Below are 23,105 nucleotides of genomic sequence, written 5' to 3'. Positions count from 1 at the left end.
GCGGTCACCATGACGGCATGCAAACGCTGAGGACGATGCACTGGGATCGGCGACTTCGGATGACGCTGATCGCGGCTGCTCTAGCGGGATCCTCCCTGATGGCAATCGGTTGTCGACCCCAGCCGCGAGCAGACCAACCACTTCAGCTGTGGACATTGCAACTGGCGCCGAAATTCAATACCTATATGGACGCCGTGATGACGGCCTGGACGTCCGATCATCCCGATGCGCCTGTGCGCTGGACTGATCTTCCCTGGGGTTCGGTGGAGCGCAAGCTGCTGGCGGCTGTGTTTGCTCGGACTGCTCCTGATGTCGTGAATCTCAATCCCCCTTTCGCGGCCAATCTCGCCAGCAAAGGAGGACTGACCGACTTGACCCCGTTGTTGCCTGAGGGTGCTGCAGATCGCTATTTGCCATCCGTTTGGAGAGCGGCTCGCGATCCCCATGCAGGACAGATCGCGGTGCCTTGGTATCTCACGGTGCGGCTGAATCTGGTGAATCAGGGCTTGCTGCAGCAGGCGGGGCTCAAGCAACCGCCGCAACGTTGGAAGGATGTGCCCGCTTTCGCCCGCGCTATTCGCGAGACAACTGGGCGCTATGCCCTGTTTGTCACCGTGGTTCCAGATGACTCTGCCGAGTTACTCGAATCGCTGGTGCAGATGGGAGTGACCTTGCTGGATGGTCGGCAACGTGCCGCCTTCGCAACGCCTGAGGGGAGGCGTGCCTTTGCTTTCTGGGTGGATCTTTACCGCCAGGGTCTTCTACCCCGTGAAGTAGTCAGTCAGGGCCAGAGCCGTGCTGTTGAGCTTTACCAAAGCGGCGCATTGGCGTTGTTGGCCAAAGGTCCGGAGTTCTTGCGCAGCATTCAGACCAACGCACCCCAGGTGGCGGCTGCGACGAGAGCTCATCCACCTCTCACCGGAGCTGATGGCACTGCCAATGTGGCCTTGATGACTCTGGCGGTTCCCCGCCAGAGTGCTCGGCCCCGTGAGGCCCTGGCCCTGGCGCTCTTCCTCACCAATGGGCCCAATCAGGCCCGTTTTGTGCAGGAGGCACCGGTGTTGCCGTCGTCGCTGGAGGCCCTTGCTGAGGTGCGCGCCCAGTTGGAGGCGGCCAGTCCGGAGGGTTCTCAGCAGGCCCAGTTGCGTGAAGCCCGCCTGTTATCTCTCGCCACCCTGGAGCGGGCCCGGGTGTTGGTGCCCTCTTCGCCAGGGATCAAGCGCCTGCAGAGCATCATCTACACCCAGTTGCAGCGGGCGATGTTGGGCCAGATTAGTAGTGATCAGGCCGTGGAACAGGCTGCGCTGGAATGGAATCGCTACGCCGAAGCCCGCTGGCCAGAACATTAAGAGAACCGAAAGTCTGACGGTCCTGCGGGGATTACTCCCGGTTTTGTCTTCGCGGAAGGGTAGGGTTGCGATTCTTCATGGCGGCGGTCGCATGGCCGAGTACGGGTCCTCCAACCCGAAAAGCAGCGAAGCAGCGAAATCCCACGCTCCTGAATCGCCGCAAGCCACGATCCTTGTGGTCGACGACGAGCCCGCGGTCCGTCGCGTACTGGTGATGCGTCTCCAGTTAGTGGGTTATCGGGTGATCTGCGCCGAAGACGGCGAGCAGGCCCTGGAGATGTTCCACAACTAGTCGCCAGATTTGGTGGTGCTCGACGTGATGCTGCCCAAGATGGATGGCTTTGCGGTTTGCCGACGTCTGCGGGCTGAGTCGTGTGTGCCGATCATTTTTCTCTCGGCTCTTGAAGCGATTTCTGAGCGCGTAGCTGGTCTTGACCTTGGCGCTGATGACTATCTGCCGAAACCTTTCAGTCCCAAAGAGCTCGAAGCTCGAATTGCCTCCATCCTGCGCCGGGTCGGACGTGGTTCCGCCACAGCAGAGCCTCGGGAAATTCCTGTAGGCCAGGGCGTGCTCCGGGTGGGTGATCTGGTTGTTGACACCAATCGCCGCCAGGTCAGTCGCGGCAGTGATCGCATCTCGCTCACCTATACCGAATTCAGTCTGTTGGAGCTGCTGTTCCGCGAGCCTGGCAGGGTTGTTCCCAGGGCTGAGATTCTGGAGCAGCTCTGGGGTTATCCACCTCGTCGGGCGGCGGATCTCCGCGTCGTTGACGTCTACGTCGCCCGTTTGCGCGGCAAGCTTGAGCCGGATCCGCGCAATCCTGAACTGATTCTCACTGTTCGAGGCATTGGCTATTCCTCCCAACGCATGGGTGAATTGCCTCAGGTTGCCGTCAACGCCTAGCGATTGTCTTCGCTTGGGCCCCTGCTCGGGCAGGATGGCGCCCGACTGACTGCTTCGTTGTGTCCGATCTGCGCGAGACCCGTCTTGAGAAGGCGAATGCCCTACGCGAGATGGGTCAGGGGCCCTATGCCCTGCGCTTTGCACCCAGCCATCGCACCATTCAGTTGCAGAAGGATCACGCCGATCTCCCAAAAGGAGAAGAGCGTGCGGTTGAGGTGGCTGTCGCCGGTCGGGTGATGACCCGAAGGGTGATGGGCAAGTTGGCCTTTTTCACCCTCGCCGATGAAACCGGAACGATCCAGCTTTTCCTAGAGAAATCATCCCTCGGTGATGCTTTTGCTCAGATCACCAGCTTGGTGGATGCTGGTGATCTGATCGGTGTGGAGGGCATCTTGCGCCGCACTGATCGCGGTGAGCTTTCGGTGAAGGTGAGCGGCTGGCAGATGCTCACCAAGGCGCTGCAGCCCCTGCCGGACAAGTGGCATGGCCTGGCGGATGTGGAGAAGCGTTACCGCCAGCGTTATCTCGATCTGATCGTCAGCCCCCAGTCGCGTGAAACTTTTCGGCGACGTGCCCTGCTGGTGAGCGGCATCCGGCGTTGGCTGGATGAGCGATCGTTTCTGGAGATCGAAACGCCGGTGTTGCAGTCGGAGGCGGGTGGTGCGGATGCACGCCCCTTCATCACTCACCACAACACGCTTGATCTTCCCCTTTACCTCCGCATCGCCACTGAGCTGCATCTCAAGCGACTGGTCGTTGGTGGCTTCGAGCGCGTCTACGAACTCGGGCGCATCTTTCGCAATGAGGGAGTTAGCACGCGTCACAACCCTGAATTCACAACGGTGGAGGTTTATCAGGCTTATGCCGATTACAACGACATGATCGAGCTCACCGAGGCGATGATCGCCACGGTGTGTGAGCAGGTGTGCGGAGACACCAAGATCAACTACCAGGGCACGGAAATCGACCTCACTCCGCCCTGGCGTCGCGCCACCATGCATGAGTTGGTGCACCAGGCCACGGGGCTCGATTTCAACACCTTCTCCGACCGGGCTGCGGCCGCAGCGGCAATGGAATCGATTGGCTTGGTTGTGCCTGAGCAGGCAGACACTGTCGGAAGGCTGCTGAATGAGGCATTTGAGCAGAAGGTGGAAGCGACGCTGATCCAACCCACCTTTGTGACGGACTATCCGATCGAGATCTCTCCGCTTGCGCGCAAGCACCGCAGCAAGCCTGGTTTGGTGGAGCGTTTTGAGCTTTTCATCGTTGGTCGTGAAACTGCCAATGCATTCAGTGAGCTGACCGATCCACTCGATCAGCGTGAACGTTTGGAGGCCCAGCAAGCGCGCAAGGCAGCTGGAGATCTGGAAGCCCAGGGCCTGGATGAGGACTTTGTGAATGCCCTTGAGATCGGCATGCCCCCCACCGGAGGCCTGGGGATCGGGATTGATCGCCTCGTGATGTTGCTCACGGATAGCCCCTCGATTCGGGATGTGATCGCTTTCCCTCTGCTTCGTCCGGAGAGCCGTACTGACGTTTCATCCCCTCAGCATGGATAATTAAGGTTCAGTGGCAGGGTCCTCTTCCAATGAGTGGTGAGCGCGTAGGTTTCCGCTTCAAGCACGCCGATGCGGTGGTCAAGCGCAATCCCCAGGGGCGGTCGCGCCGGGGTTGGGTGATGGAGCCGGTTGAGCAGACCACCAGTCGTGGCACCAAGATGCCCGCCTATCGCATCCGCTGGCGCGATAGCGAGCGCCCTGAGATCGTGCTTCAGCACATGCTGATCGCCGATCCGGATCCCACTCCGCCGCCCGAGAATGTGAGTCTCGAGCCCCCCGCTCCCAAGGCCTGAGCACGATCAGATGAGGCCGTTTTTGCGCCTCAGCTGCTCGAGTTCCTGTTCGGCTTCAAACAACGCCCAGTCCTCATTGAGTGATCGATCAGGGCTGGCTTTTTGATCGTCGGCCATCAGTTGGCTGAGTTGGTGTTCCACCGTTCGGAAGTTGGTTCCGAGCGTATCCAGTTCACCCCATAGCTCACGGCCCTGTGCCATCAGGGTCTGAACATGTTGATCGGCTCGCTCTGCTAGTGGCTGGGCTCCGGCATCACGAGCTCTTTGGCTGCGTGCGTTCCAGTCACGAACGTCGCTGGCCAGGGCTAAAAGTTGGCGGCGCAGGTCTTTTGCTTGATCCTGCAGTTGTGTGAGGCGGGTCTGAAGGCCACGCTGGCGGTCCTGCAGATGTTGCTGCTGCAGCAGCACGTTCTGGTGAGGATTGGCGCGCAGAAAGGCATCCAGTCGTTGCTCGAGGCTGCGCTCGAGTTCATCAAGCCAGGAGGGTGCCATCAGTCGACGGAGTCGGGGCTGGCGTCGGGGGCTCGTGTGATCAGCGGTGCTTCGATCTCCTGTCGCAGTGGGGTGATTGCTGCATCACGGGAGCGCAGCAGCAACTGGGTCAGTCGGGCGACAGAGCCTTCACCCAGTTCAAGTCCGCCCAGGCGTTCAAACGCCTGCGCATAAAGGAGCTCAAGGTCTTCGATCAGCGTCTCGCGTTGGCTGCGGATCGTCTGGCGCTGTTCTTCTCTGCTCATAACGTCATTCTGCTGGTGTCAGCAGATACAAGGACAGGCTTTCGTCCGGATCATGCCAGCGATCCAGCATGCGCCAACCTGCTGCAGCCGTCAGTGTCCTGGTCATGGCGGGGTTGTACTTCAGGCTGTATTCGGTCACCAAGGGTTCCCTGGCCCTGAACGACCAGGATTGGTTGGCAATGGTCACACTCTGTTCACAACGGCTGACCAAGGCCATTTCGACGCGATTGTGTTCCGGTTGCCATTGGGCTCGGTAGACGAACTGGTCGGGTTGGAAGTTTGCGTTCAGGTCGCGATTGAGGCGATGCAGGAGGTTGCGGGCGAAGGCGGCAGACACTCCCGCTGCATCGTCGTACGCCGCTTCCAAGACCGAAGCTGGTTTGGGGTGATCGAGGCCCAGCAGCAGTGGACCACCGTCCAGGATGTGACGAAAGCGGCTGAGGAGTTGCACGGCCTCTGTGCGGTTGAAATTGCCGAGGGAACTGCCCGGGAAAAAGCCGAGTCTGCGCTGGTTGTTGAGCAGCGGATCGGGGGGAAGCGCTGTCAGTTGGCTGTGGTCGCAGCAGATCCCGAGCATTGGAACCTGGGGGTGGAGCTGCTGCAGGGCCTGGGTGGCCTGGCTGAGATGGTTGGCGCTGATGTCGAGGGCCACATAGGCCGCTGGTTGAAGGGCCCTGAGCAGGGGGCCCACTTTGCGGGCACTGCCCGCACCGAATTCCACGATCACGCCGGGTCCAAGGGCTGCGGCAATCGCATCCGCCTGCTGTTCAAGCAGAGCGATTTCCGTCCGAGTGAGTCCGTATTCGGGCTGTTCACAGATCTGGTCAAATAGCCGGGATCCTTCCGCGTCGTAAAGGAGCCAGGCCGGAAGTTGCTTGGGTTGGCAACGCAATCCCGCCTGCACCAGCTTCAGCATGTCGGTGGCGGGGGGATGGAGGTCGATCAGCGTGATCGGTGCTGTTGTGAGGGCGTTTGTTGCCTTCGTGCTGCCACGAGTAGCGGACCTGGTCATGGTTATCGGGCGAGGCGAATGCCAGCTGCCATCCAGCGGCTCGCTGGGGCAAAGAAATTTCGATAGGTCAGACGGGCATGGCTCGTTGGGGTGAGCTGGCTACTGCCGCGCAGCACGAATTGGGAGGTCATGAATTTGCCGTTGTATTCCCCCACTGCACCTGCTGCTGGTTGAAAGCCGGGATAGGGACGGTATGGGCTGGATGTCCATTGCCAGAGCGTGTCGTGGCTTTCTTCCAGGGCATCTCCATGACTGCGGGCCGCTATTTCCCATTCCGCTTCGCTTGGAAGCCGCAAGCCAGCCCAGCGGGCAAAGGCATCCGCTTCAAACCAGCTGAGATGGCGGACCGGTTGGTGGGGATCCAGCGGTTGGCGACCAGCGAGGGTGAATTCCGAACTCCAGGCTGCGTCGGGGTGGTCCTGGCGCCAGTAGCGGGGCGCTTGCCAGCCCCGCTGCTGGCAGATAGCCCAGCCTTCGCTCATCCAGAGTTCAGGACGTTTGTAGCCGTCATCGTCGATGAAGTGTTGGTAGGCGTCGTTGCGCACCAGCTGGCTGGAGATCGCGAACGGTTCCAGCCAGACCCGATGACGGGGGGCCTCGTTGTCGAAATGGAAGGCTCTAGGTTCGATTGCGTCGCGGCTGGCACCGATTTCGACTAACCCACCTGGATGCTCGAGCCAGCGGCACGGCGCTGAGCAGGTGGATGATGCAGGTTCCCAGCTGGCGTTATAGCTCGGTTCAAGCGGCTGACGGCTGAAGCCGTCGAGCAGATCCATCAGCAGCAGCTCTTGATGCTGTTGTTCGTGCTGCAATCCGAGTTCGATCAGCTCGCAGTAACGAGGATCTTCCCCCTGGTTGAGAAGTGCTTCAAGGGATGCATTCACCCGCTGGCGCCAGTGGGTGATGTCCTTCATGGGTGGTCGGCTGAGTAAACCGCGATCAGGGCGGGGTTGACGCGGTCCGACGGTCTCGTAATAGGAATTGAACAGATACCCCCAGCGCGGATCCGCACTGCGGTGCTCCGGTTGGAAGGGTTTCAGGACGAAGGTCTCGAAGAACCATGTTGTGTGCGCCAAGTGCCATTTGGGTGGACTGGCATCTGCCATTCCCTGCAGGCAGAGATCCTCTGGCTCCAAGGGGGCGATCAGTGCTTCGCTTTGATGGCGCACCGTCAGCAACCGTTGCAGCAGGGTGCTGGAGGGCATGGCCTGAGATGTGTTGGGGCAGACCCTAGGGAGATCCTGTCAGCCCTGCAGACCCCCACACATGGCGGTGAAGCCATGACAGTGCCCCTAGCATCGGCCCACTGCTGGGGAGGCGATGGTGATCGGGTCTGTGCTCGCGGAGCGCTACCGCATCGATCAGCAGCTCACGTCGGTTGATGCGGCCGATCACACCGCATCGCAGGGTCTGCTCTGGCGAGGTGCCGATCTCTTGGCTGCGGAAGCACCTGTGGCCCTGCGGCAGCTGTTGTCGATCTCGTCCCAGCAGCGGTTTCGCTCGCTCTGGCCGGCGATGCAGCAAGTTCTGCATCCTCAGATACCTCGTTTTGGCGGTTTGTTTGAAGAGGAAGGTGCCCTCTGGCTTGTGCGTGAGTGGCAACAGGGAAGCACCTTCGATCAGATCCAGAAGCAACGAGCAGACCGTCAACTCGTGTTCGGCCCTGGTGAAGTCCTGTTGTTGCTGAGGCAGCTACTGCCAGCGCTTGCGGTCCTCCATGCCGAGGATCTGGTGCATGGTGATATCAATCCCAGCAACTTGCTGCGTCGGGATCAGGACGGCATGCCGGTGCTGCTCGATTTTGGGCTGCTGCAGTGCCAGCGAGCCCAGCCAATGTCTGGGGCAACGGCTGCTTTTGCACCCCAGGCCCAGGGTCGCGGCGAGCCTGCAGCGGCTTGGATGGATTTGCACGCCCTTGGGGTTACGGCCCTGGCGTTACTGACTGGTCGTAGGCCGGAGCAGCTGCTGGATCCCGTTGGTCAGGCCTGGAGCATTCCCGACGGTTTGGGTTTGGGTTCGAACTTTCGCGAGGTTTTACACCGCCTGTTGAGCGAGCGTTCGGGTGAGCGCTTTGAGCGAGCGACCGAAGCTCTGCAGGCGCTGCAGGCGGTCGTGATGCCTGAGACCACCGGACCAATCGCGCGGGCTGAGCGCACCTTGGTGCTGGCGCCGGCAACTGTGCCGGAGCGCGAGAGTCCTGTCACATCCCCTGATCTGCCGCGGTTGGATCGAGGTACGCCTGAGGAAGACCGTGATTCGTCAGGAGCAGCAGCCCCTGATGGGGGTCGGCGTGCCCGCCCCCGTGAGCATGAACGTCAGCAGGCGGCCGAAGGCCGGCTCTGGCCTGTGGTGGTTGCTTTGCTCATGTCGGCTGTGGTTGGAACGGCCATCGGTTGGTTTTTGTTGACCCGGGGCACGACACCTGGTGCGGCTCCCTCCACCGATCGCGATCTGATCGGTCGGGCCCCGCAGGCCAGTCTTCCGCCTGCGGAAGTGGATCAGCGCCAGCAGTTGCTCAGTCGTCTTCGGGCTCTGCAGGTGGATCGCAGTTGGTTCCTGAAGTTGGTGGATGACAGCCTGCTGGCTCGCTATCCCGAGCGCAACGGTCGTCTGCCTGGGGATGCCCTGGAGGATGCGCCCTTGCGCCGGGTCTGGAATGAGTTGGCGGAGGAATGGCTGGCCAGAGTCGAGCAGTTGCCCCCTGTGTTGCGGGCGCGTCTCGGACGCCTCAAGGCGGTTGACTGGCGCAAGCAGCGTGATCTGCTCACCGAGCAGGGGGTGGATACACAGGTGGTGGAGCAGTTGGTGACGGCTTCGGCACAGAATCTCCTGCCTGGGGTGGCGATGGGAACCAAGCCCCCAGAGCCCTATCGCCAGTTGTGGTTTGCCGCGGCGATCCGCAGTCTCGAGAATGTGCGCATCGAAACCCTCACGGCCCGGCCACGGCAGCCCACGGTGCTGTCCAGCCGCGTGCAGGCCGGGGGCGCTCGGTTGATCTCGATCAAGGTGCCGCAGGGCCGACGGTTAGTGCTGGGCATCAATGGCACGCCGCTGATGCAGATGACTGTGTACGGAGCCAATGGAGATGTGGCAGCGCAACGGGGTCCGCTTCGGGTGGTGACGCTCCCGCCGGATGCGGGATCGCCCGTTCAGGTGCTGGTGACCAATGAAGGGGTGTCATCCGGGGTGCTCACCCTTTCGTGCCGTGCGGATTGGCCTGCGCCCAAGCCCTTGCCGGCTGTCGATCCTGATCCCATTCCTGATTCAGCCACCGGCGTTAGCGGCGCCATCGATGCGGCGCCTCAAGCTCCGGGCCCGCGTCCCGCCATGGCTCCACCGCTTGATCCCGTTGAGCCTGCTCCTCCCGTCGACAGCACTCAGCCTTGAGACAGGCCGGTGGAGCACTGTTTCGTGTGGTAGATGCGTTGAATTAGTAACGCGACAGTGCTGCTTTTGTTTCTTTCTTGGTCTGTTTCTCTTTCTCAAAGGCCCGCTTGTCGTGCAGTTTGCGTCCTTTGCCGAGGCCGATGGTGAGCTTGATCCAGGACCCTTTCAGATGCAGGTTGAGGGGGATCAGGGTGAGGCCCTTTTGGTCCAGTTGAATGCGTAGTTTGTCGATCTCACGCCGATGAGCCAGAAGTCGGCGCACGCGCAGGGGGTCGTGGTTGAAATAGCTGCCTGCGTGGGTGTGCGGAGAGATGTGCACGTTGTGCAGTTGCATCTGGCCATTGCGGATCAGACAGAAGCCATCTCGCAGGTTGCTCTGTCCGGCCCGTACCGATTTCACTTCGGTGCCCAGTAGTTCGATCCCGGTTTCCAGAGTTTCAAGGATGTCGTACTGATGCCGTGCAAAGCGGTTGTCAGCCAGGATCCGTGGCTTGTCGTTGGCATCCTTCCCGCTGTTTCCCCTGCGGCCCGGGCCTTTTGCCATAACGCTGCGCTGTTGCCGCTGCTAATCACGAGCCTAGAGGGATCCTGACTCCCATCCAACCTCTGGGCTCGGTACGCTCGTGCCATGGCGATCGAGTCTTCAGCTGCCAGATCCAAGCGACCGCGACGGGAGTTGAAGGATCCGTCGCCGCTTCTGTCACCGGAACGCTCTGCCCAGGAGAGTGCTCCTGGCAGGGAAGACAGCCTGCGGCCCCGCCGCCTGAACGACTACATCGGCCAAGCGGAGCTCAAGCAGGTGCTTGGCATCGCTGTGCAGGCCGCGAGTGCCCGCGGCGATGCCCTCGACCATGTGCTGCTCTACGGCCCCCCTGGCCTGGGCAAGACCACCATGGCTCTTGTGCTGGCTGAAGAGCTTGGCGTCCCCTGTCGGATCACTAGCGCCCCGGCTTTGGAGCGACCTCGCGACATTGTGGGCCTGCTGGTCAATCTGCAACCAAGGGAGTTGCTGTTTATCGACGAGATCCACCGGCTCACCCGCGTGGCGGAGGAGCTGCTCTATCCGGCAATGGAGGATCGCCGCCTCGATCTCACGGTTGGAAAGGGCAGTACTGCCCGCACGCGAACCCTCGATTTGCCTCCCTTCACCCTGGTCGGGGCGACCACCAAGGCGGGTTCTCTCAGTTCCCCCTTGCGGGATCGCTTTGGTTTGTTGCAGCGGCTTGAGTTTTATGGGCAGGAGGATCTGGAGGCGATCGTTGAGCGGGCTGCCGGGCTGCTTGGCCTGAGCTTGTCGGCCCATGGCTGCACCGAAATCGCTCGCCGCTGCCGGGGAACGCCGCGGATTGCGAACCGTCTGCTGCGGCGTGTGCGCGACGTGGCCAGTGTGCGAGCAGTATCTGTCAACGGTGGCTCAACACCGCCCGATGGCTCTGTGTTGATCGACGCCGATCTGGTGGACGAAGCCCTGAGCTTGCACCGGGTTGATGGTCGAGGCCTTGATGCCAGTGATCGCCGCCTCTTGGAGCTGTTGCTGCAGTCCCATGGCGGAGGTCCGGTGGGGCTCGATACCCTTGCGGCCGCTCTGGGGGAAGACGCCACCACCTTGGAAACGGTTGTGGAGCCTTATCTGCTCCAACTCGGATTTTTGCAGCGCACCCCCCGTGGCCGGGTCGTGACGGTGGCCGGTCGGCGCCATCTCGGCTGGCCAGCGGTGGGGGAGCCCACTGTGAAGGATCCCGCTGTGGAGGATCCCGCTGCATGAGCCGGCTTCCCTGCGTGCTGTTGGTGCTGATGGCTTGTTGGTTCTTCCCGATGGCCTTGCCGGCGGCCGCTTTATCGGCCACCTCAACGGATCAGGCCCTGTTCAAGCAGGCGTTGGTGGCCAGTCGCAATGGGGACGCATCGCAGGCCTTGTTGCTTTGGGACCGCTTTCTCACAGACCATCCGCAGGATGCGGCGGCTCTGAGCAATCGCGGCAACGTTCGCCTTTTGCTGGGCGATGCCGAGGGTGCGATTGCAGACCAGACCCGGTCTATGGAGCTATCCCCCGAGGAGATGGATCCCCATCTCAATCGCGGCACTGCAGAAGAAGCGCTTCGGCAGTGGGACGCCGCGGCAGCAGACTATCGCTGGATCCTTGCGCGAGATCCTGCTGAAGCGTCCGCCCTGTATAACCTCGGCAATGTGCTCGGCTCCCAGGCAGTTTGGGACGATGCGGCCGAGCTTTACAGCCAAGCATCCTTGGCGAGACCAGGCTTTGCCATGGCCCGCTCTAGTGAGGCGCTGGCTCGGTACCAATTGGAGCAGTTCGATTCGGCTGAGCGGGAGTTGCGCAATCTGATCCGCCGTTACCCACTGTTTGCGGATGCTCGTGCCGGCCTCAGCGCTTTGCTGTGGCGACGCGGCCAGCGAGGTGAGGCTGAGAGCCATTGGGCAGCCGCGGCAGGTCTGGATCCCCGCTACCGCGAGGCGGAATGGCTGCTTGAAATTCGGCGCTGGCCGCCACAACCGACGGCTGATCTGATGGCCTTTCTCAGATTGGAGGTCCCATGAGCGAACTGGCCAGCACGGGTTGGAGCCAGGCCCTCGCCCAGCATCTTCCCGACTTGCTGGAGTTGCGTCGCCACTTGCATGCCCATCCTGAGCTCAGTGGTGAGGAGCATCAGACCGCTGCCCTTGTGGCAGGTGATCTGCGCGACCATGGCTGGAACGTGCGTGAAGGTGTGGGCCGCACCGGTGTTGTGGCGGAACTCGGACCCTCCGATGGGCCAAGGATCGGCTTGCGGGTGGATATGGACGCGTTGCCAGTGGAGGAACGCACCGAACTCCCCTACGCCTCACTCCGCCAGGGCGTGATGCATGCCTGCGGCCATGACCTGCACACCTGCATCGGTCTTGGGGTCGCTCGCCTGCTTGCGGCTTGTCAGGTGCATCAGCCCCTTCCTCGCGGGGTGCGTCTTTTATTTCAGCCAGCGGAAGAGCTGGCCGAGGGTGCTCGATGGATGCGTGATGACGGGGCCCTTGAGGGGCTTTCAGCCCTCTATGGCGTTCATGTGTTCCCCACCCTTGCCGTTGGTTCGATTGGTGTTCGCAGTGGCAGTCTCACCGCCGCCGCCGGTGAGCTGGAGATCATCGTCATGGGCGAGGGTGGTCATGGTGCCAGGCCTCACCAATCAGTGGATGCGATCTGGATTGCCGCGCGGGTGGTGACTGGCTTGCAGGAGGCCATTAGCCGTCGTCTGGATGCCTTGCATCCTGTGGTGGTCAGCTTTGGCAAGATCGACGGCGGTAAAGCCTTCAACGTGATTGCCGATCGGGTGCGATTGCTCGGTACCGTGCGTTGCCTGGATGTTGACCTCCATAACCGCCTGCCCGCTTGGATTGAAGAGACGGTGCAGGCAATCTGTTCCAGTTTCGGCGCCTCCGCCGAGGTCACCTATCGCTGCATTGCTCCACCAGTGCACAACGATCCCGGACTCACCGATTTGCTGGAACGTTGTGCCATTGATCAGCTTGGTCGGTCCCAGGTGATCCGTCTGGATCAACCATCGCTCGGTGCGGAGGATTTTGCGGAACTGTTGAAAGATCTTCCCGGCAGCATGTTCCGGCTTGGAGTGGCGGGCCCCGAGGGCTGCGCCCCGCTTCATCACGGTCGTTTCTGCCCAGAGGAGGGCAGCTTGGAAGTTGGTATTCGTGTGCTCACTGCCACGCTGTTGGCCTGGATGACGGACCTGAACCCATGACCCTTCGTCAGGCCATTCCCGCACATATCTGGTTATCTCTGGCCGCCCCGTTGTTGGTGTTGCTTGGCATCGTGGCTCTGATCCAGCGTCAAGGTACCGACCGTCTGCAGGCGCTTCCTGCCATCCTGGTGGGCATCGGTCTGGTGATCAGCGCAGTGGTCGGACGGCGTCGCCGGCGCTATCGCCTTTTGATGGCCCTGCGCAGCACGCGAACCGATCGCCTTGATTCAGACGATGCGCAATGACCTCCACACCGGATGAGCCCAAGCCCCTCCCCGATCCGCAGGCTTTGCGCCAAGCGATCGGTTCTGGGGATCCGATGCGAGCTCTGCCTGCGCTGGCTCGATTGAGAGCGGTGCCTGATGAAGAGACGGAGTCGGTGGTGGTTCCCCTGCTGGTGTTGGGTTCGGAGCAAGCGGCGTTTGTGGTGCGATCGCTCAGTTGCAGCGGGCTCGGTCTTCGACGCAGTGAGCAGGGCTGGCAGGTGCTCTCTCGCCTGGTTCGAGATGACGAGGATGCCAACGTGCGCGCAGAGGCTGCGAATTCACTGGCCAGCTATGGCGTCGAACGGGCCTGGCCACTGCTGCGCGACAGGTTTGCCGCAGATGATGCCTGGTTGGTGCGTTGCAGCATCCTGTCGGCCTTTGCTGAGCAGCCGCAGATTGATCCCGCCTGGTTGCTGGAGCTGGCTCAGCTTGCGATTGAGGATGCCGACGGCACTGTTCGCGTCGGCGGCGCCGAAATCCTTGGCCGGCTTGTCCATGACGGAGTTGCCCAGGCGTCCACGGCCCGTCATTGGCTTCAGTCGCTCCAGAAGGACGGCGATCATCGCGTGGTGGCTGCTGCTCTAAATGGGTTGCAGCCTTGAACTGAATGTCGTTGCTAGCTTTCGAGCAACACTAGGGGTGCCTGCTCTGTTGTCTCAACAGAATGGGCTGAGATCACACCCTCCGAACCTGATCCGGGTCATGCCGGCGCAGGGAAGTGACCAAGCGTGATCACCGGTTTGCCGACCCCTGGGCGTCCCATCGCTCTTTCATCATGCGTGCTTCCTGGGTTCAGTCCCGTCGAGGACAGTCCAACGTGTCCCAGATGCATTTCGCCCGTCAGGGCCTGGTGACCGAGGAAATGGTCTATGTGGCCAGGAGGGAGAACCTGCCTGAGACCTTGGTCATGGAGGAGGTGGCCCGGGGGCGGATGATCATTCCCGCCAACATCAACCACGAAAATCTTGAGCCGATGGCGATTGGGATCGCCAGCAAGTGCAAGGTGAATGCAAATATCGGCGCCTCTCCCAATGCCTCGGATGCCGAGGAAGAGGTCAAGAAACTGAACCTGGCGGTGAAATACGGTGCCGACACCGTGATGGACCTGTCCACCGGCGGCGTCAATCTTGATGATGTGCGCACCGCGATTATCAAGGCTTCACCCGTGCCGATCGGCACCGTGCCGGTGTATCAGGCCCTGGAGAGCGTGCATGGCTCGATTGAGAAGCTTTCGGAAGATGACTTCCTGCACATCATTGAGAAGCACTGTCAGCAGGGCGTCGATTACCAGACGATCCACGCTGGTTTGCTGATCGAGCACCTGCCCAAGGTGAAGGGTCGCATCACGGGGATCGTCAGCCGCGGCGGCGGAATCCTGGCCCAGTGGATGCTGTATCACCACAAACAAAACCCGCTCTACACGCGCTTCGACGACATCTGCGAGATCTTCAAGCGCTACGACTGCACCTTTTCGCTTGGTGATTCTCTGCGTCCTGGCTGTCAGCACGACGCCTCCGATGCGGCCCAGCTTGCTGAGCTGAAGACGCTGGGTGACCTCACCCGTCGCGCCTGGACGCACGACGTGCAGGTGATGGTGGAAGGTCCGGGCCACGTGCCTCTCGATCAGATCGAGTTCAACGTCAAGAAGCAGATGGAGGAGTGCAATGAAGCCCCCTTCTACGTGCTCGGTCCTTTGGTCACCGACATTGCGCCTGGTTATGACCACATCACCTCCGCGATCGGTGCTGCCATGGCTGGCTGGCATGGCACGGCGATGCTCTGCTATGTGACCCCCAAGGAGCACCTTGGTCTACCGAATGCAGACGATGTGAGAGAGGGGTTGATCGCTTACAAGATCGCCGCCCATGCCGCTGATATTGCTCGGCATCGCCCCGGTGCCCGTGACCGTGATGATGAGCTCAGCCGGGCCCGCTATGCCTTCGATTGGAACAAGCAGTTCGAACTTTCTCTCGACCCTGAGCGGGCCAAGGAATATCACGATGAAACCCTGCCCGCCGACATTTACAAGCAGGCGGAGTTCTGCTCGATGTGTGGGCCCAAGCACTGCCCGATGCAGACCAAGATCACCGATGCAGACCTCGAAGGTTTGGAAGACGTGCTCAAGGCCAAGGGGGCTGCAGAGCTGGTGACTGTGAAGCAGGACAAAGCCTGAGCGGACTGGTGTCTTAGGACGGACGACTCCTTTGCGCTGATCGTCTTTTTGCCCCGGTGGTGACACCGGGGTTTTTTGTGTTGTGGACTGCTTCTTTTGGGTGTGCTGGCAGACCAGTTCTGCCTCGCTGCGCATGCGATGCGTCTTGCTCCAGGGGCCATGCCATGCAAAAGCCCCCCGTTAGGAGGGCTCGGACGCTTGGTTGAATGGACCCGAAGGTCATTCCTATCTCAGTCGAGGATCAGCCCAGCAGAGCTTTCGACTTGGTCACCACGTTGTCCACGGTGAAACCGAATTCCTTCATACAGGTTCCGCCGGGTGCCGAAGCGCCGAAGCGGTGCATGGTGACGCTGTCGCCATCGAGACCGATGAAGCGATGCCAGCCGAAGGTTTCGGCGGCTTCGACCACGATCCGTTTGCGCACGGCAGAGGGAAGCACCTGCTCCTTATAGGCGTCGCTCTGTTCGTCGAACAGTTCCACACAGGGCATCGAAACCACGCGTACTTTGCGGCCCTCGCTGCTGAGCTGTTTGGCGGCCTGAACGCAGAGGTCCAGTTCGGAGCCTGTGCCGATCAGGATCAGCTCAGGAGTGCCGTCACAGTCCTCGAGGATGTAGCCACCGAGGGCCACTTTGTCGATCGAGGAGTTGGCCTGGTTGGCCATGTTCTGGCGGCTGAGGCACAGGGCGCTGGGGCGTTTGCGGTTTTCGATCGCCAGCTTGTAGGCACCGCTGGTCTCGTTGCCGTCGCCTGGACGGAACACCAGCATGTTCGGAATCGCACGAAGCGAGGGGATGGTCTCAATCGGTTGGTGGGTAGGACCGTCTTCGCCCACACCGATGGAATCGTGGGTGAGCACGTAGATCACACCCAGCTCACTCAGGGCTGACAGGCGCATGGAGCCGCGCATGTAGTCGGCAAACACCAGAAATGTGCCGCCGTAGGGGATCAGGCCACTGTTGTGATAGGCAATGCCGTTCAGGATCGCGGCCATGGCGTGTTCACGCACACCGAAGTGGAGGTAGCGCTTCTCGGGGCTCTCGGGTTGGAAGGAGCCGGTTTCGCCCTTGATGTCGGTGTAGTTGGAGTGGGTGAGGTCGGCCGAGCCACCAATCAGTTCGGGAAGGTTGGGGCCGAGGGCACCAAGGCAGATCTGAGAGTGCTTGCGGGTTGCCAGTCCGCCGTCCTCAGGGGTGTAGGTGGGCAGATTCTTATCCCAACCCTCGGGGAGTTCACCCCGGAGCATCCGCTCGAAGACTGCGGCCTCAGCTGGATATTGGGTGCGGTAGGTGGCCAGGGTTTGGTTCCATTCGGCCTCGAGGCTGGCGCCGCGCTCGATGGCCTGGCGGAACTGGTCATAGGCCTCTTGGGGGACTTCAAAGGCGCCGTAGTTCCAGTTCAGCTGCTGACGGGTCAGGGCTGTTTCGTCTTCTCCCAGAGGGGCACCGTGCACACCTGCGGTGTCGCTTTTGTTGGGTGAGCCGTAGCCAATGGTGGTGGTGACCTTGATGATCGAAGGCTTGTCGGTCACAGCCTTGGCGGCTTCGATTGCCTTGGTGATGGCATCCACATCGGTATTGCCTTCGGCCACATGCTGCACATGCCAGCCGTAGGCCTCGTAGCGCTTGAGAACGTCTTCGGTGAAGGACACGTCGGTGCGTCCGTCGATCGTGATGCTGTTGTCGTCGTAAAGAGCGATCAGCTTGCCCAGCTTCAAATGTCCAGCCAAGGACGCGGCTTCCGATGCGACGCCTTCCTGGTTGCAGCCGTCACCCATCACCACATAGGTGTAATGGTCGACAAGGGTTGAACCGGGTTTGTTGAATTTGGCAGCGAGATGGGTTTCGGCGATCGCCAGGCCCACTGCGTTTGAGATGCCCGCACCGAGAGGCCCGGTGGTCACTTCCACACCCGGGGTTTCAAAGGTTTCAGGGTGTCCTGGGGTCTTGGAGCCCCACTGGCGGAAGTTTTTGATGTCTTCAATCGACACCGAGTCGTAGCCGGTGAGGTGCAGCAGCGCATAGAGCAACATGCAGCCATGACCCGCGGAGAGCACGAAGCGGTCGCGGTTGAACCATTTGGGGTTCTTGGGGTTGTGCTTCAGGAACTTGTCCCATAGCGCATAGCCCATCGGAGCGCAGCCCATGGGAAGGCCGGGGTGACCGCTCTTGGATTTGTTGATGGCGTCAACGGCCAGCATGCGGATGCTGTTGACGCAGAGCGTGTCGATAGAAGCGGGCGCGGCGACCATGGCGTACGAGTGGAGAAGCGGTAAAGAATGCCGTCAGTCTGAAACAACGGGTCGGCGGCACGAAAGCGTGCCACCTATCGGCTGGTTCAGCGCATGCGACGGAAGGCAAGGCAGACGTTGTGGCCGCCGAAGCCGAAGGAGTTGGAGAGCACGGTTCCCAGTGTGTGCTCACGGGCCGTGTTGGGCACGACATCCAGATCACAGTCGGGATCGGGATTGGCGTAGTTGATGGTGGGAGGCACCACGCCGTTGCGGATTGCCAGCACGCTGGCCACCGCTTCGATGCCGCCGGATCCTCCTAGGAGGTGGCCTGTCATCGACTTGGTGGAGCTCACTGGAATTGCGAGAGCACGAGAGCCAAGGGCGCTCTTGATCGCAGCGGTCTCGTTGCTGTCGTTGGCTGGGGTGCTGGTGCCGTGGGCATTGATGTAATCCACGGATTCAGCACTGATCTCTCCGTCCTCAAGGGCGAGGCGGATTGCTGCTGCACCACCAACGCCACCGGGGGTCGGTGCGGTGATGTGATGGGCATCGCATGTGGTGCCGTAACCCACCACTTCGGCCAGTACCGTGGCGCCTCGAGCCTCCGCGTGGGCCAGGGTCTCGAGGACCAGCACGCCGGCTCCTTCGCCAATCACAAAGCCGTCGCGTTCTTTGTCGAAGGGTCGGCTTGCTGAGGCTGGGTCATCGTTGCGGAAAGACAATGCCTTGGCGCTGGCGAAACCAGCCACTCCAAGTGGCGTGATGGCGGATTCAGCACCACCGCAGATCATGACGTCGGCCTTACCTAGCTGCAGCAGCCGGAAGGCATCGCCCACTGAGTTGGAGCCAGCTGCACAGGCGGTAGCAACAGCTGAACTGGGACCTTTGGCGCCAAGGGCGATCGCCGCCAGGCCAGTGGCCATGTTGGGAATCATCATGGGCACTGTGAACGGACTGACCCGTCCAGGGCCCTTGCCGTCAAGCACATGGGCCTGAGTCTCCATCGTGAGCAGCCCACCCACGCCCGATCCGATGCTGACACCGATTCGATCAGCATTGGCCTCGGTGATCTCGAGGCCGGCATCAGCAACAGCTTGTTTGGCTGCCACCACACCGAACTTGCAGAACCGATCCCAGCGCTTCGCTTCCTTGGCTTCAAGGAATCCAGTGGGGTCAAAGTCCTTGACCTCTGCAGCGAACCGACAGGCATGAGCTGACGCATCGAACAGGGTGATGCCCGCTACGCCATTGCAGCCCGAAGCGAGACCGTTCCAATAGTCGGAAACGGTATTGCCAATCGGTGTCACCGCGCCGAGGCCGGTGACCACAACGCGTTGAAGACCCTTCACCATGCCAATCCTCAGGCCTGCTTGTCTTCGATGTACTTGACGGCGTCACCGACGGTGGTGATGCCCTCAGCAGCTTCATCGGGGATTTCGATGTCAAAGGCCTCTTCCAGGGCCATCACGAGTTCAACTGTGTCGAGGGAGTCGGCGCCGAGATCGTTCTGGAAATTCGACTCCGGCTTGACCTCGCCGGCATCGACGCTGAGCTGCTCCGCCACGATCGAACGGACTTTTTCTAGGATCGCTTCCTGGGACATAGCCGTGAAGACGGGACGACGCATCTTACGGGCTGGCCTCAGTGACCCCTGCTTTTGGCCCCCTCTTCAAGCCCCCACTGTCGTTAACAACGGTGAAGGCCCCAGCGTGAGTGTGGTTCAGCTGCGTTGATGGCGGGTACGTTGGCGCCAAGCCATTTGTTCAGGACCGGACGCATGTCCCACGCCGTCAAGATCTACGACACCTGCATCGGCTGCACACAGTGTGTGCGTGCCTGCCCTCTCGATGTTCTTGAGATGGTGCCCTGGGACGGTTGCAAGGCCGGTCAGATCGCTTCATCTCCTCGCACTGAAGATTGCGTCGGTTGCAAGCGTTGTGAAACCGCCTGTCCCACGGACTTCCTCAGCATCCGTGTTTATCTTGGTGATGAGACCAGCCGAAGCATGGGCTTGGCCTACTGATCACTTCTGAAAAGCAATAAGCTCAGCCCGGCTTCAGCCGGGCTTTTTTTGTATGTGCGGAATCGTTGCGGTGATCGGCTCTAGGGACGCTTCCCCGTTGCTGTTGGAGGGTCTGCGTCAGCTGGAATACCGCGGTTATGACTCAGCCGGTGTGGCCACCGTTGAGAACGGTGAGCTGCACTGCGTTCGGGCCAAGGGCAAGCTGGTGAATCTCACTGCCCGTGTCGACCAGGAGGGAGCCCCTGGGCTGTGCGGCATCGGTCATACCCGCTGGGCGACCCATGGCAAGCCGGAGGAACACAACGCCCATCCCCATCGCAACGGTTCCGGACGGGTGGCGGTGGTGCAGAACGGCATCATTGAGAACCACCGAAGCCTGCGGGACGAGCTGACAGCGGCTGGGGTGGTTTTTCAGTCCGAGACCGACACCGAGGTGATTCCCCATCTGGTGGGAGCCGAGTTGGACCGTCTTGTTGCTGCTGGTGAGCAGCCCAGTGGTGCCCTGTTGCTCACTGCTCTTCAAGCGGTATTGCCCGCACTGCAAGGGGCCTATGCGCTGGCAGTGGTTTGGGCGGAGGTGCCTGGGGCCCTGGTGGTGGCGCGCCGCGCCGCGCCGCTGCTCATCGGCCTGGGGGAGGGGGAATTCATCTGCGCCAGTGATACGCCTGCGTTGGCCGGTTTCACCCGCACGATTTTGCCGATGGAAGACGGGGAGGTGGCTCTGCTCAGTCCTCTCGGCATCGAGCTCTATAACGCGCAAGGAGAGCGCCAGCAGCGCACGCCCACCGTGCTCAGTAACCAGGAGGGAGTGGCGGATAAGCGTGATTTCCGCCACTTCATGCTCAAGGAGATTCATGAGCAACCGGAAACAGCTGAACTGTGGGTGGCACGCCATCTACCTGCTGGCTTAACGGCCGGCAATCCTGTCGCCTTGCCCTTTGATGAAGACTTCTATGCCGGGGTCGAGCGCATCCAGATCCTGGCCTGCGGCACCAGTCGCCATGCTGCCCAGGTCGGGGGCTATCTGCTGGAGCAGTTCGCTGGCCTCCCCACAAGCGTTTTCTACGCCAGTGAATTTCGCTATGCCCCGCCTCCGTTGGCACCGAACACCCTCACGATCGGCGTCACCCAGTCGGGTGAAACAGCCGACACCTTGGCTGCTCTGGCCATGGAGTCGGACCGTCGTGCTGGCCATCTAGATCCTGCCTATGCCAGCCGCCAGTTGGGGATCACCAATCGACCGGAAAGTTCCCTGGCGCGCCAGGTGGACGCGATCCTCGACATCGGCGCCGGTATTGAGGTTGGTGTGGCTGCCACCAAGACTTTTCTCGGCCAGTTGCTCGCTTTTTACGCTTTGGCGTTGGCCTTCGCAGCCCGTCGGGGTCATCGCAGCGATGCGGAGATTCATGATTTGGTACAGGAGTTGCGCCAGCTTCCGACCCAGTTGCGTCAGCTGGTCGATGCGCACGACAAGCAGTCAGAGGCGCTTGCCCACCGTTTTGCAGAAACGCAGGATGTGATTTTCCTCGGTAGGGGCATCAACTATCCGATCGCTCTGGAAGGTGCTCTGAAGCTCAAGGAGATCAGCTATATCCACGCCGAGGGGTATCCCGCCGGAGAGATGAAGCATGGTCCGATTGCTTTGCTCGATGCCCATGTGCCCGTAGTGTCGATCGCAGTGCCCGGGAGTGTCTTTGAGAAGGTGCTTAGCAATGCCCAGGAAGCGAAGGCCAGGGATGCGCGTTTGATTGGTGTAGCTCCTGAAGGCCCGGATACTGAGTTGTTCGATGATCTGCTGGCAGTTCCCAAGGTGAGCGAATGGATCAGTCCCCTGCTCACCGTGGTGCCGATGCAGTTGCTCAGCTATCACATCGCTGCGCATCGCGGCCTCGATGTGGATCAGCCCCGCAACCTGGCCAAGAGCGTCACGGTGGAGTGATCCAAAGCGGGTTCAGGCGGCTTTTTCGCTTGGATCTAGCTGTTGATCACTGCGCCCATACACATCGTCGAAGCGCACGATGTCGTCTTCGCCGAGGTACTCGCCGCTCTGCACTTCGATCATCTCCACAGGGATGCGTCCGGGATTGCTGAGGCGGTGGTGGCAGCCCATCGGGATATAGGTGCTCTGGTTTTCGCCCACAAGTTGTTCATCGCCGTCGCGCTCCACCAAAGCTGTACCGCGCACGACGACCCAGTGCTCAGCTCGGTGATGGTGCATCTGTAGTGACAGGCTCTCGCCTGGCTTCACGGAGATGCGTTTGACTTGCCAACGGCTGCCCTCCATCACGCCGGTGTAATGGCCCCAGGGTCGGTAGATCTTGCGGTGGGCCTTGCCCTCGGGGCTGCCGTCAGCCTCCAGTTGGGCGACCACTTTCTTGATGTTCTGGGCCTGATCACGATTGGCGATCAGCACGGCGTCATCGGTTTCAACCACAACAAGGTTCTCGACCCCTAGGCCCACCACGAGACGGTGCTCGCTGCGTAGGTAGCAGTTGCGGCTGTTTTCGCTGATGACACGGCCGCGCAGCACGTTGCCGTCAGCGTCCTTGTTGGAGGTGTCCCAAAGGGCGCTCCAGCTCCCCACATCACTCCATCCAGCATCGAGGGGGAGCACGCTGCCCAATTGGGTCTGCTCCATCACTGCTACATCGATGGCCACCTCGGGGCAACGGGCGAACGCATGGTGGTCGAGGCGACGGAAGTCAAGGTCGGGATGGTCTTGCTCCAGTGCCGACCTGCAGCAGCTCACCACCTCGGGGGCGAGTCGTTCCAGTTCCGCCAGCATGGCGCTGGCCCGGAATAGGAACATGCCGCTGTTCCAGGTGAAGCGGCCGGTGGTGAGGAACTGCTCAGCGGTGGCTTGGTCTGGTTTTTCTACAAAGCGTGCAATTGGGGCTGGGCTCAGAGTTCCTGCTTGTAAAGGTTCAGTGGCTTCGATGTAGCCGTAGCCGGTTTCGGGTGCCGTGGGCACGATCCCAAAGGTCACCAATCGGCCAGCCTCCGCTGCGCTCCGGCCGGCTTGAACCGTGGCGCGAAAGCGCTCGCCATCACGGATGACGTGGTCGGCTGCGAGCACTAGAAGCAGCGGGTCTTCTCCCTTGACCGTTGCCTGCAGGGCGGCGATGGCGACGGCGGGTGCGGTGTTGCGACCCATTGGTTCCAGCAGGATCGCACCAGGTTTCACGCCGATTTGGCGCATCTGCTCGGCCACGATGAACCGGTGGTCGTCATTGCAGATCAGCAGCGGATCCTGCAGATCGTCCAGCCCCTCCAGGCGTTGCTGGGTCTGTTGCAGCAGGGTCTCCTCACCGCTGTCCCCCAGCGGCCAGTACTGCTTTGGGTAGCTGGCGCGGGAAAGAGGCCAGAGACGGGTTCCTGTGCCTCCGCAAAGAATCACAGGGATTAAGGGGGTGCTCACCGAAG

At 61.2% G+C, this 23,105-nt stretch carries 21 protein-coding genes, 1 pseudogene and 1 riboswitch; of the genes and pseudogenes, 13 read left to right on the top strand and 9 right to left on the bottom strand.

Annotated features, from left to right (window positions below; translation table 11 throughout):
• Positions 1-17: 17 nt before the first annotated feature.
• From DXY16_RS01205 to DXY16_RS01190, 4 genes and pseudogenes are all read left to right on the top strand, one after another.
• Positions 18-1,349 (top strand): ABC transporter substrate-binding protein, encoded by a 1,332-nt coding sequence (locus tag DXY16_RS01205; protein ID WP_371410848.1) that lies wholly within the window; start codon positions 18-20, stop codon positions 1,347-1,349.
• A 91-nt stretch (positions 1,350-1,440) separates the two neighbouring features.
• Positions 1,441-2,253 (top strand): annotated as a pseudogene (gene rpaB / locus DXY16_RS01200) (response regulator transcription factor RpaB).
• Between the two features lie 59 nt (positions 2,254-2,312).
• Entirely contained in the window at positions 2,313-3,812 is a 1,500-nt protein-coding gene (lysS, locus tag DXY16_RS01195) for a lysine--tRNA ligase (RefSeq protein ID WP_115118721.1), read from the top strand.
• 29 nt (positions 3,813-3,841) lie between these two features.
• Entirely contained in the window at positions 3,842-4,105 is a 264-nt protein-coding gene (locus DXY16_RS01190; protein ID WP_006042532.1) for a hypothetical protein, read from the top strand.
• 6 nt (positions 4,106-4,111) lie between these two features.
• Here the strand turns inward: DXY16_RS01190 and DXY16_RS01185 are convergent, their stop codons facing one another.
• The 4 genes from DXY16_RS01185 to egtB all read right to left on the bottom strand — a co-directional run bounded on the left by DXY16_RS01185 (position 4,112) and on the right by egtB (position 7,059).
• Positions 4,112-4,597: a hercynine metabolism protein gene (locus tag DXY16_RS01185; RefSeq protein WP_115118719.1), complete on the bottom strand. Its 486-nt coding sequence runs from the start codon at positions 4,595-4,597 to the stop codon at positions 4,112-4,114.
• The gene (locus tag DXY16_RS01180) at positions 4,597-4,842 is read right to left on the bottom strand and encodes a hercynine metabolism small protein (protein WP_115016579.1); all 246 of its coding nucleotides are present in this window, start codon (positions 4,840-4,842) and stop codon (positions 4,597-4,599) included. The genes DXY16_RS01185 and DXY16_RS01180 overlap by 1 nt, the downstream gene beginning before the upstream one ends.
• A gap of 4 nt (positions 4,843-4,846) precedes the next feature.
• The gene (gene egtD, locus DXY16_RS01175; protein ID WP_115118769.1) at positions 4,847-5,758 is read right to left on the bottom strand and encodes an L-histidine N(alpha)-methyltransferase; all 912 of its coding nucleotides are present in this window, start codon (positions 5,756-5,758) and stop codon (positions 4,847-4,849) included.
• Between the two features lie 98 nt (positions 5,759-5,856).
• Positions 5,857-7,059 (bottom strand): ergothioneine biosynthesis protein EgtB, encoded by a 1,203-nt coding sequence (gene egtB / locus DXY16_RS01170; RefSeq protein WP_170953780.1) that lies wholly within the window; start codon positions 7,057-7,059, stop codon positions 5,857-5,859.
• A gap of 115 nt (positions 7,060-7,174) precedes the next feature.
• Between egtB and DXY16_RS01165 the strand changes: the two genes are divergently transcribed.
• Positions 7,175-9,241, top strand: a complete 2,067-nt coding sequence (locus DXY16_RS01165; RefSeq protein WP_115118717.1) for a protein kinase — start codon at positions 7,175-7,177, stop codon at positions 9,239-9,241.
• Positions 9,242-9,284: 43 nt separating this feature from the next.
• Here the strand turns inward: DXY16_RS01165 and smpB are convergent, their stop codons facing one another.
• Positions 9,285-9,785: an SsrA-binding protein SmpB gene (smpB, locus tag DXY16_RS01160; protein ID WP_115118715.1), complete on the bottom strand. Its 501-nt coding sequence runs from the start codon at positions 9,783-9,785 to the stop codon at positions 9,285-9,287.
• 84 nt (positions 9,786-9,869) lie between these two features.
• On the opposite strand from smpB, the gene ruvB reads away from it, so the two are divergent.
• From ruvB to thiC, 6 genes are all read left to right on the top strand, one after another.
• Positions 9,870-11,006 carry a Holliday junction branch migration DNA helicase RuvB gene (gene ruvB / locus DXY16_RS01155; RefSeq protein ID WP_115118713.1) on the top strand — a complete coding sequence of 379 codons (1,137 nt, stop codon included), beginning with the start codon at positions 9,870-9,872 and terminating at the stop codon, positions 11,004-11,006.
• Complete coding sequence (locus DXY16_RS01150; protein ID WP_115118712.1) at positions 11,003-11,797, top strand: tetratricopeptide repeat protein; 795 nt, start codon at positions 11,003-11,005, stop codon at positions 11,795-11,797. Before ruvB ends, DXY16_RS01150 begins: the two co-directional genes overlap by 4 nt.
• Positions 11,794-12,987 (top strand): amidohydrolase, encoded by a 1,194-nt coding sequence (locus DXY16_RS01145; protein WP_115118710.1) that lies wholly within the window; start codon positions 11,794-11,796, stop codon positions 12,985-12,987. The genes DXY16_RS01150 and DXY16_RS01145 overlap by 4 nt, the downstream gene beginning before the upstream one ends.
• Positions 12,984-13,232, top strand: a complete 249-nt coding sequence (locus DXY16_RS01140; protein WP_115118708.1) for a DUF3188 domain-containing protein — start codon at positions 12,984-12,986, stop codon at positions 13,230-13,232. The genes DXY16_RS01145 and DXY16_RS01140 overlap by 4 nt, the downstream gene beginning before the upstream one ends.
• A complete protein-coding gene (locus tag DXY16_RS01135) occupies positions 13,229-13,855 on the top strand; it encodes a HEAT repeat domain-containing protein (RefSeq protein WP_115118706.1) in 627 nt (208 codons plus the stop codon). The genes DXY16_RS01140 and DXY16_RS01135 overlap by 4 nt, the downstream gene beginning before the upstream one ends.
• 23 nt (positions 13,856-13,878) lie before the next feature.
• Positions 13,879-13,987, top strand: a riboswitch (TPP riboswitch).
• Entirely contained in the window at positions 13,972-15,426 is a 1,455-nt protein-coding gene (gene thiC, locus DXY16_RS01130; protein WP_170953779.1) for a phosphomethylpyrimidine synthase ThiC, read from the top strand. Its footprint overlaps the riboswitch before it by 16 nt.
• Positions 15,427-15,667: 241 nt before the next feature.
• Here the strand turns inward: thiC and tkt are convergent, their stop codons facing one another.
• From tkt to acpP, 3 genes are all read right to left on the bottom strand, one after another.
• Positions 15,668-17,677, bottom strand: a complete 2,010-nt coding sequence (tkt, locus tag DXY16_RS01125; RefSeq protein ID WP_115118704.1) for a transketolase — start codon at positions 17,675-17,677, stop codon at positions 15,668-15,670.
• Positions 17,678-17,763: 86 nt separating this feature from the next.
• Positions 17,764-19,011, bottom strand: a complete 1,248-nt coding sequence (gene fabF / locus DXY16_RS01120; protein ID WP_115118702.1) for a beta-ketoacyl-ACP synthase II — start codon at positions 19,009-19,011, stop codon at positions 17,764-17,766.
• A gap of 8 nt (positions 19,012-19,019) precedes the next feature.
• A complete protein-coding gene (gene acpP / locus DXY16_RS01115) occupies positions 19,020-19,262 on the bottom strand; it encodes an acyl carrier protein (protein WP_007099572.1) in 243 nt (80 codons plus the stop codon).
• Positions 19,263-19,436: 174 nt separating this feature from the next.
• On the opposite strand from acpP, the gene psaC reads away from it, so the two are divergent.
• Together psaC and glmS are read left to right on the top strand one after the other, a co-directional pair.
• On the top strand, positions 19,437-19,682 hold the full coding sequence (gene psaC / locus DXY16_RS01110; RefSeq protein ID WP_007099573.1) for a photosystem I iron-sulfur center protein PsaC: 246 nt from the start codon (positions 19,437-19,439) through the stop codon (positions 19,680-19,682).
• A gap of 52 nt (positions 19,683-19,734) precedes the next feature.
• Positions 19,735-21,621, top strand: a complete 1,887-nt coding sequence (gene glmS, locus DXY16_RS01105) for a glutamine--fructose-6-phosphate transaminase (isomerizing) (RefSeq protein ID WP_115118700.1) — start codon at positions 19,735-19,737, stop codon at positions 21,619-21,621.
• A gap of 12 nt (positions 21,622-21,633) precedes the next feature.
• On the opposite strand, the gene DXY16_RS01100 is transcribed toward glmS, so the two are convergent.
• Positions 21,634-23,100 carry a mannose-1-phosphate guanylyltransferase/mannose-6-phosphate isomerase gene (locus DXY16_RS01100; protein ID WP_115118698.1) on the bottom strand — a complete coding sequence of 489 codons (1,467 nt, stop codon included), beginning with the start codon at positions 23,098-23,100 and terminating at the stop codon, positions 21,634-21,636.
• Between the last annotated feature and the right edge of the window lie 5 nt (positions 23,101-23,105).

This window comes from Synechococcus sp. UW105, assembly GCF_900473935.1.
In the GTDB taxonomy this organism is placed as follows: domain Bacteria; phylum Cyanobacteriota; class Cyanobacteriia; order PCC-6307; family Cyanobiaceae; genus Synechococcus_C.
Note: the sequence above shows the minus strand (reverse complement) of the source record. Positions and strands in the feature narration are given on the sequence as shown.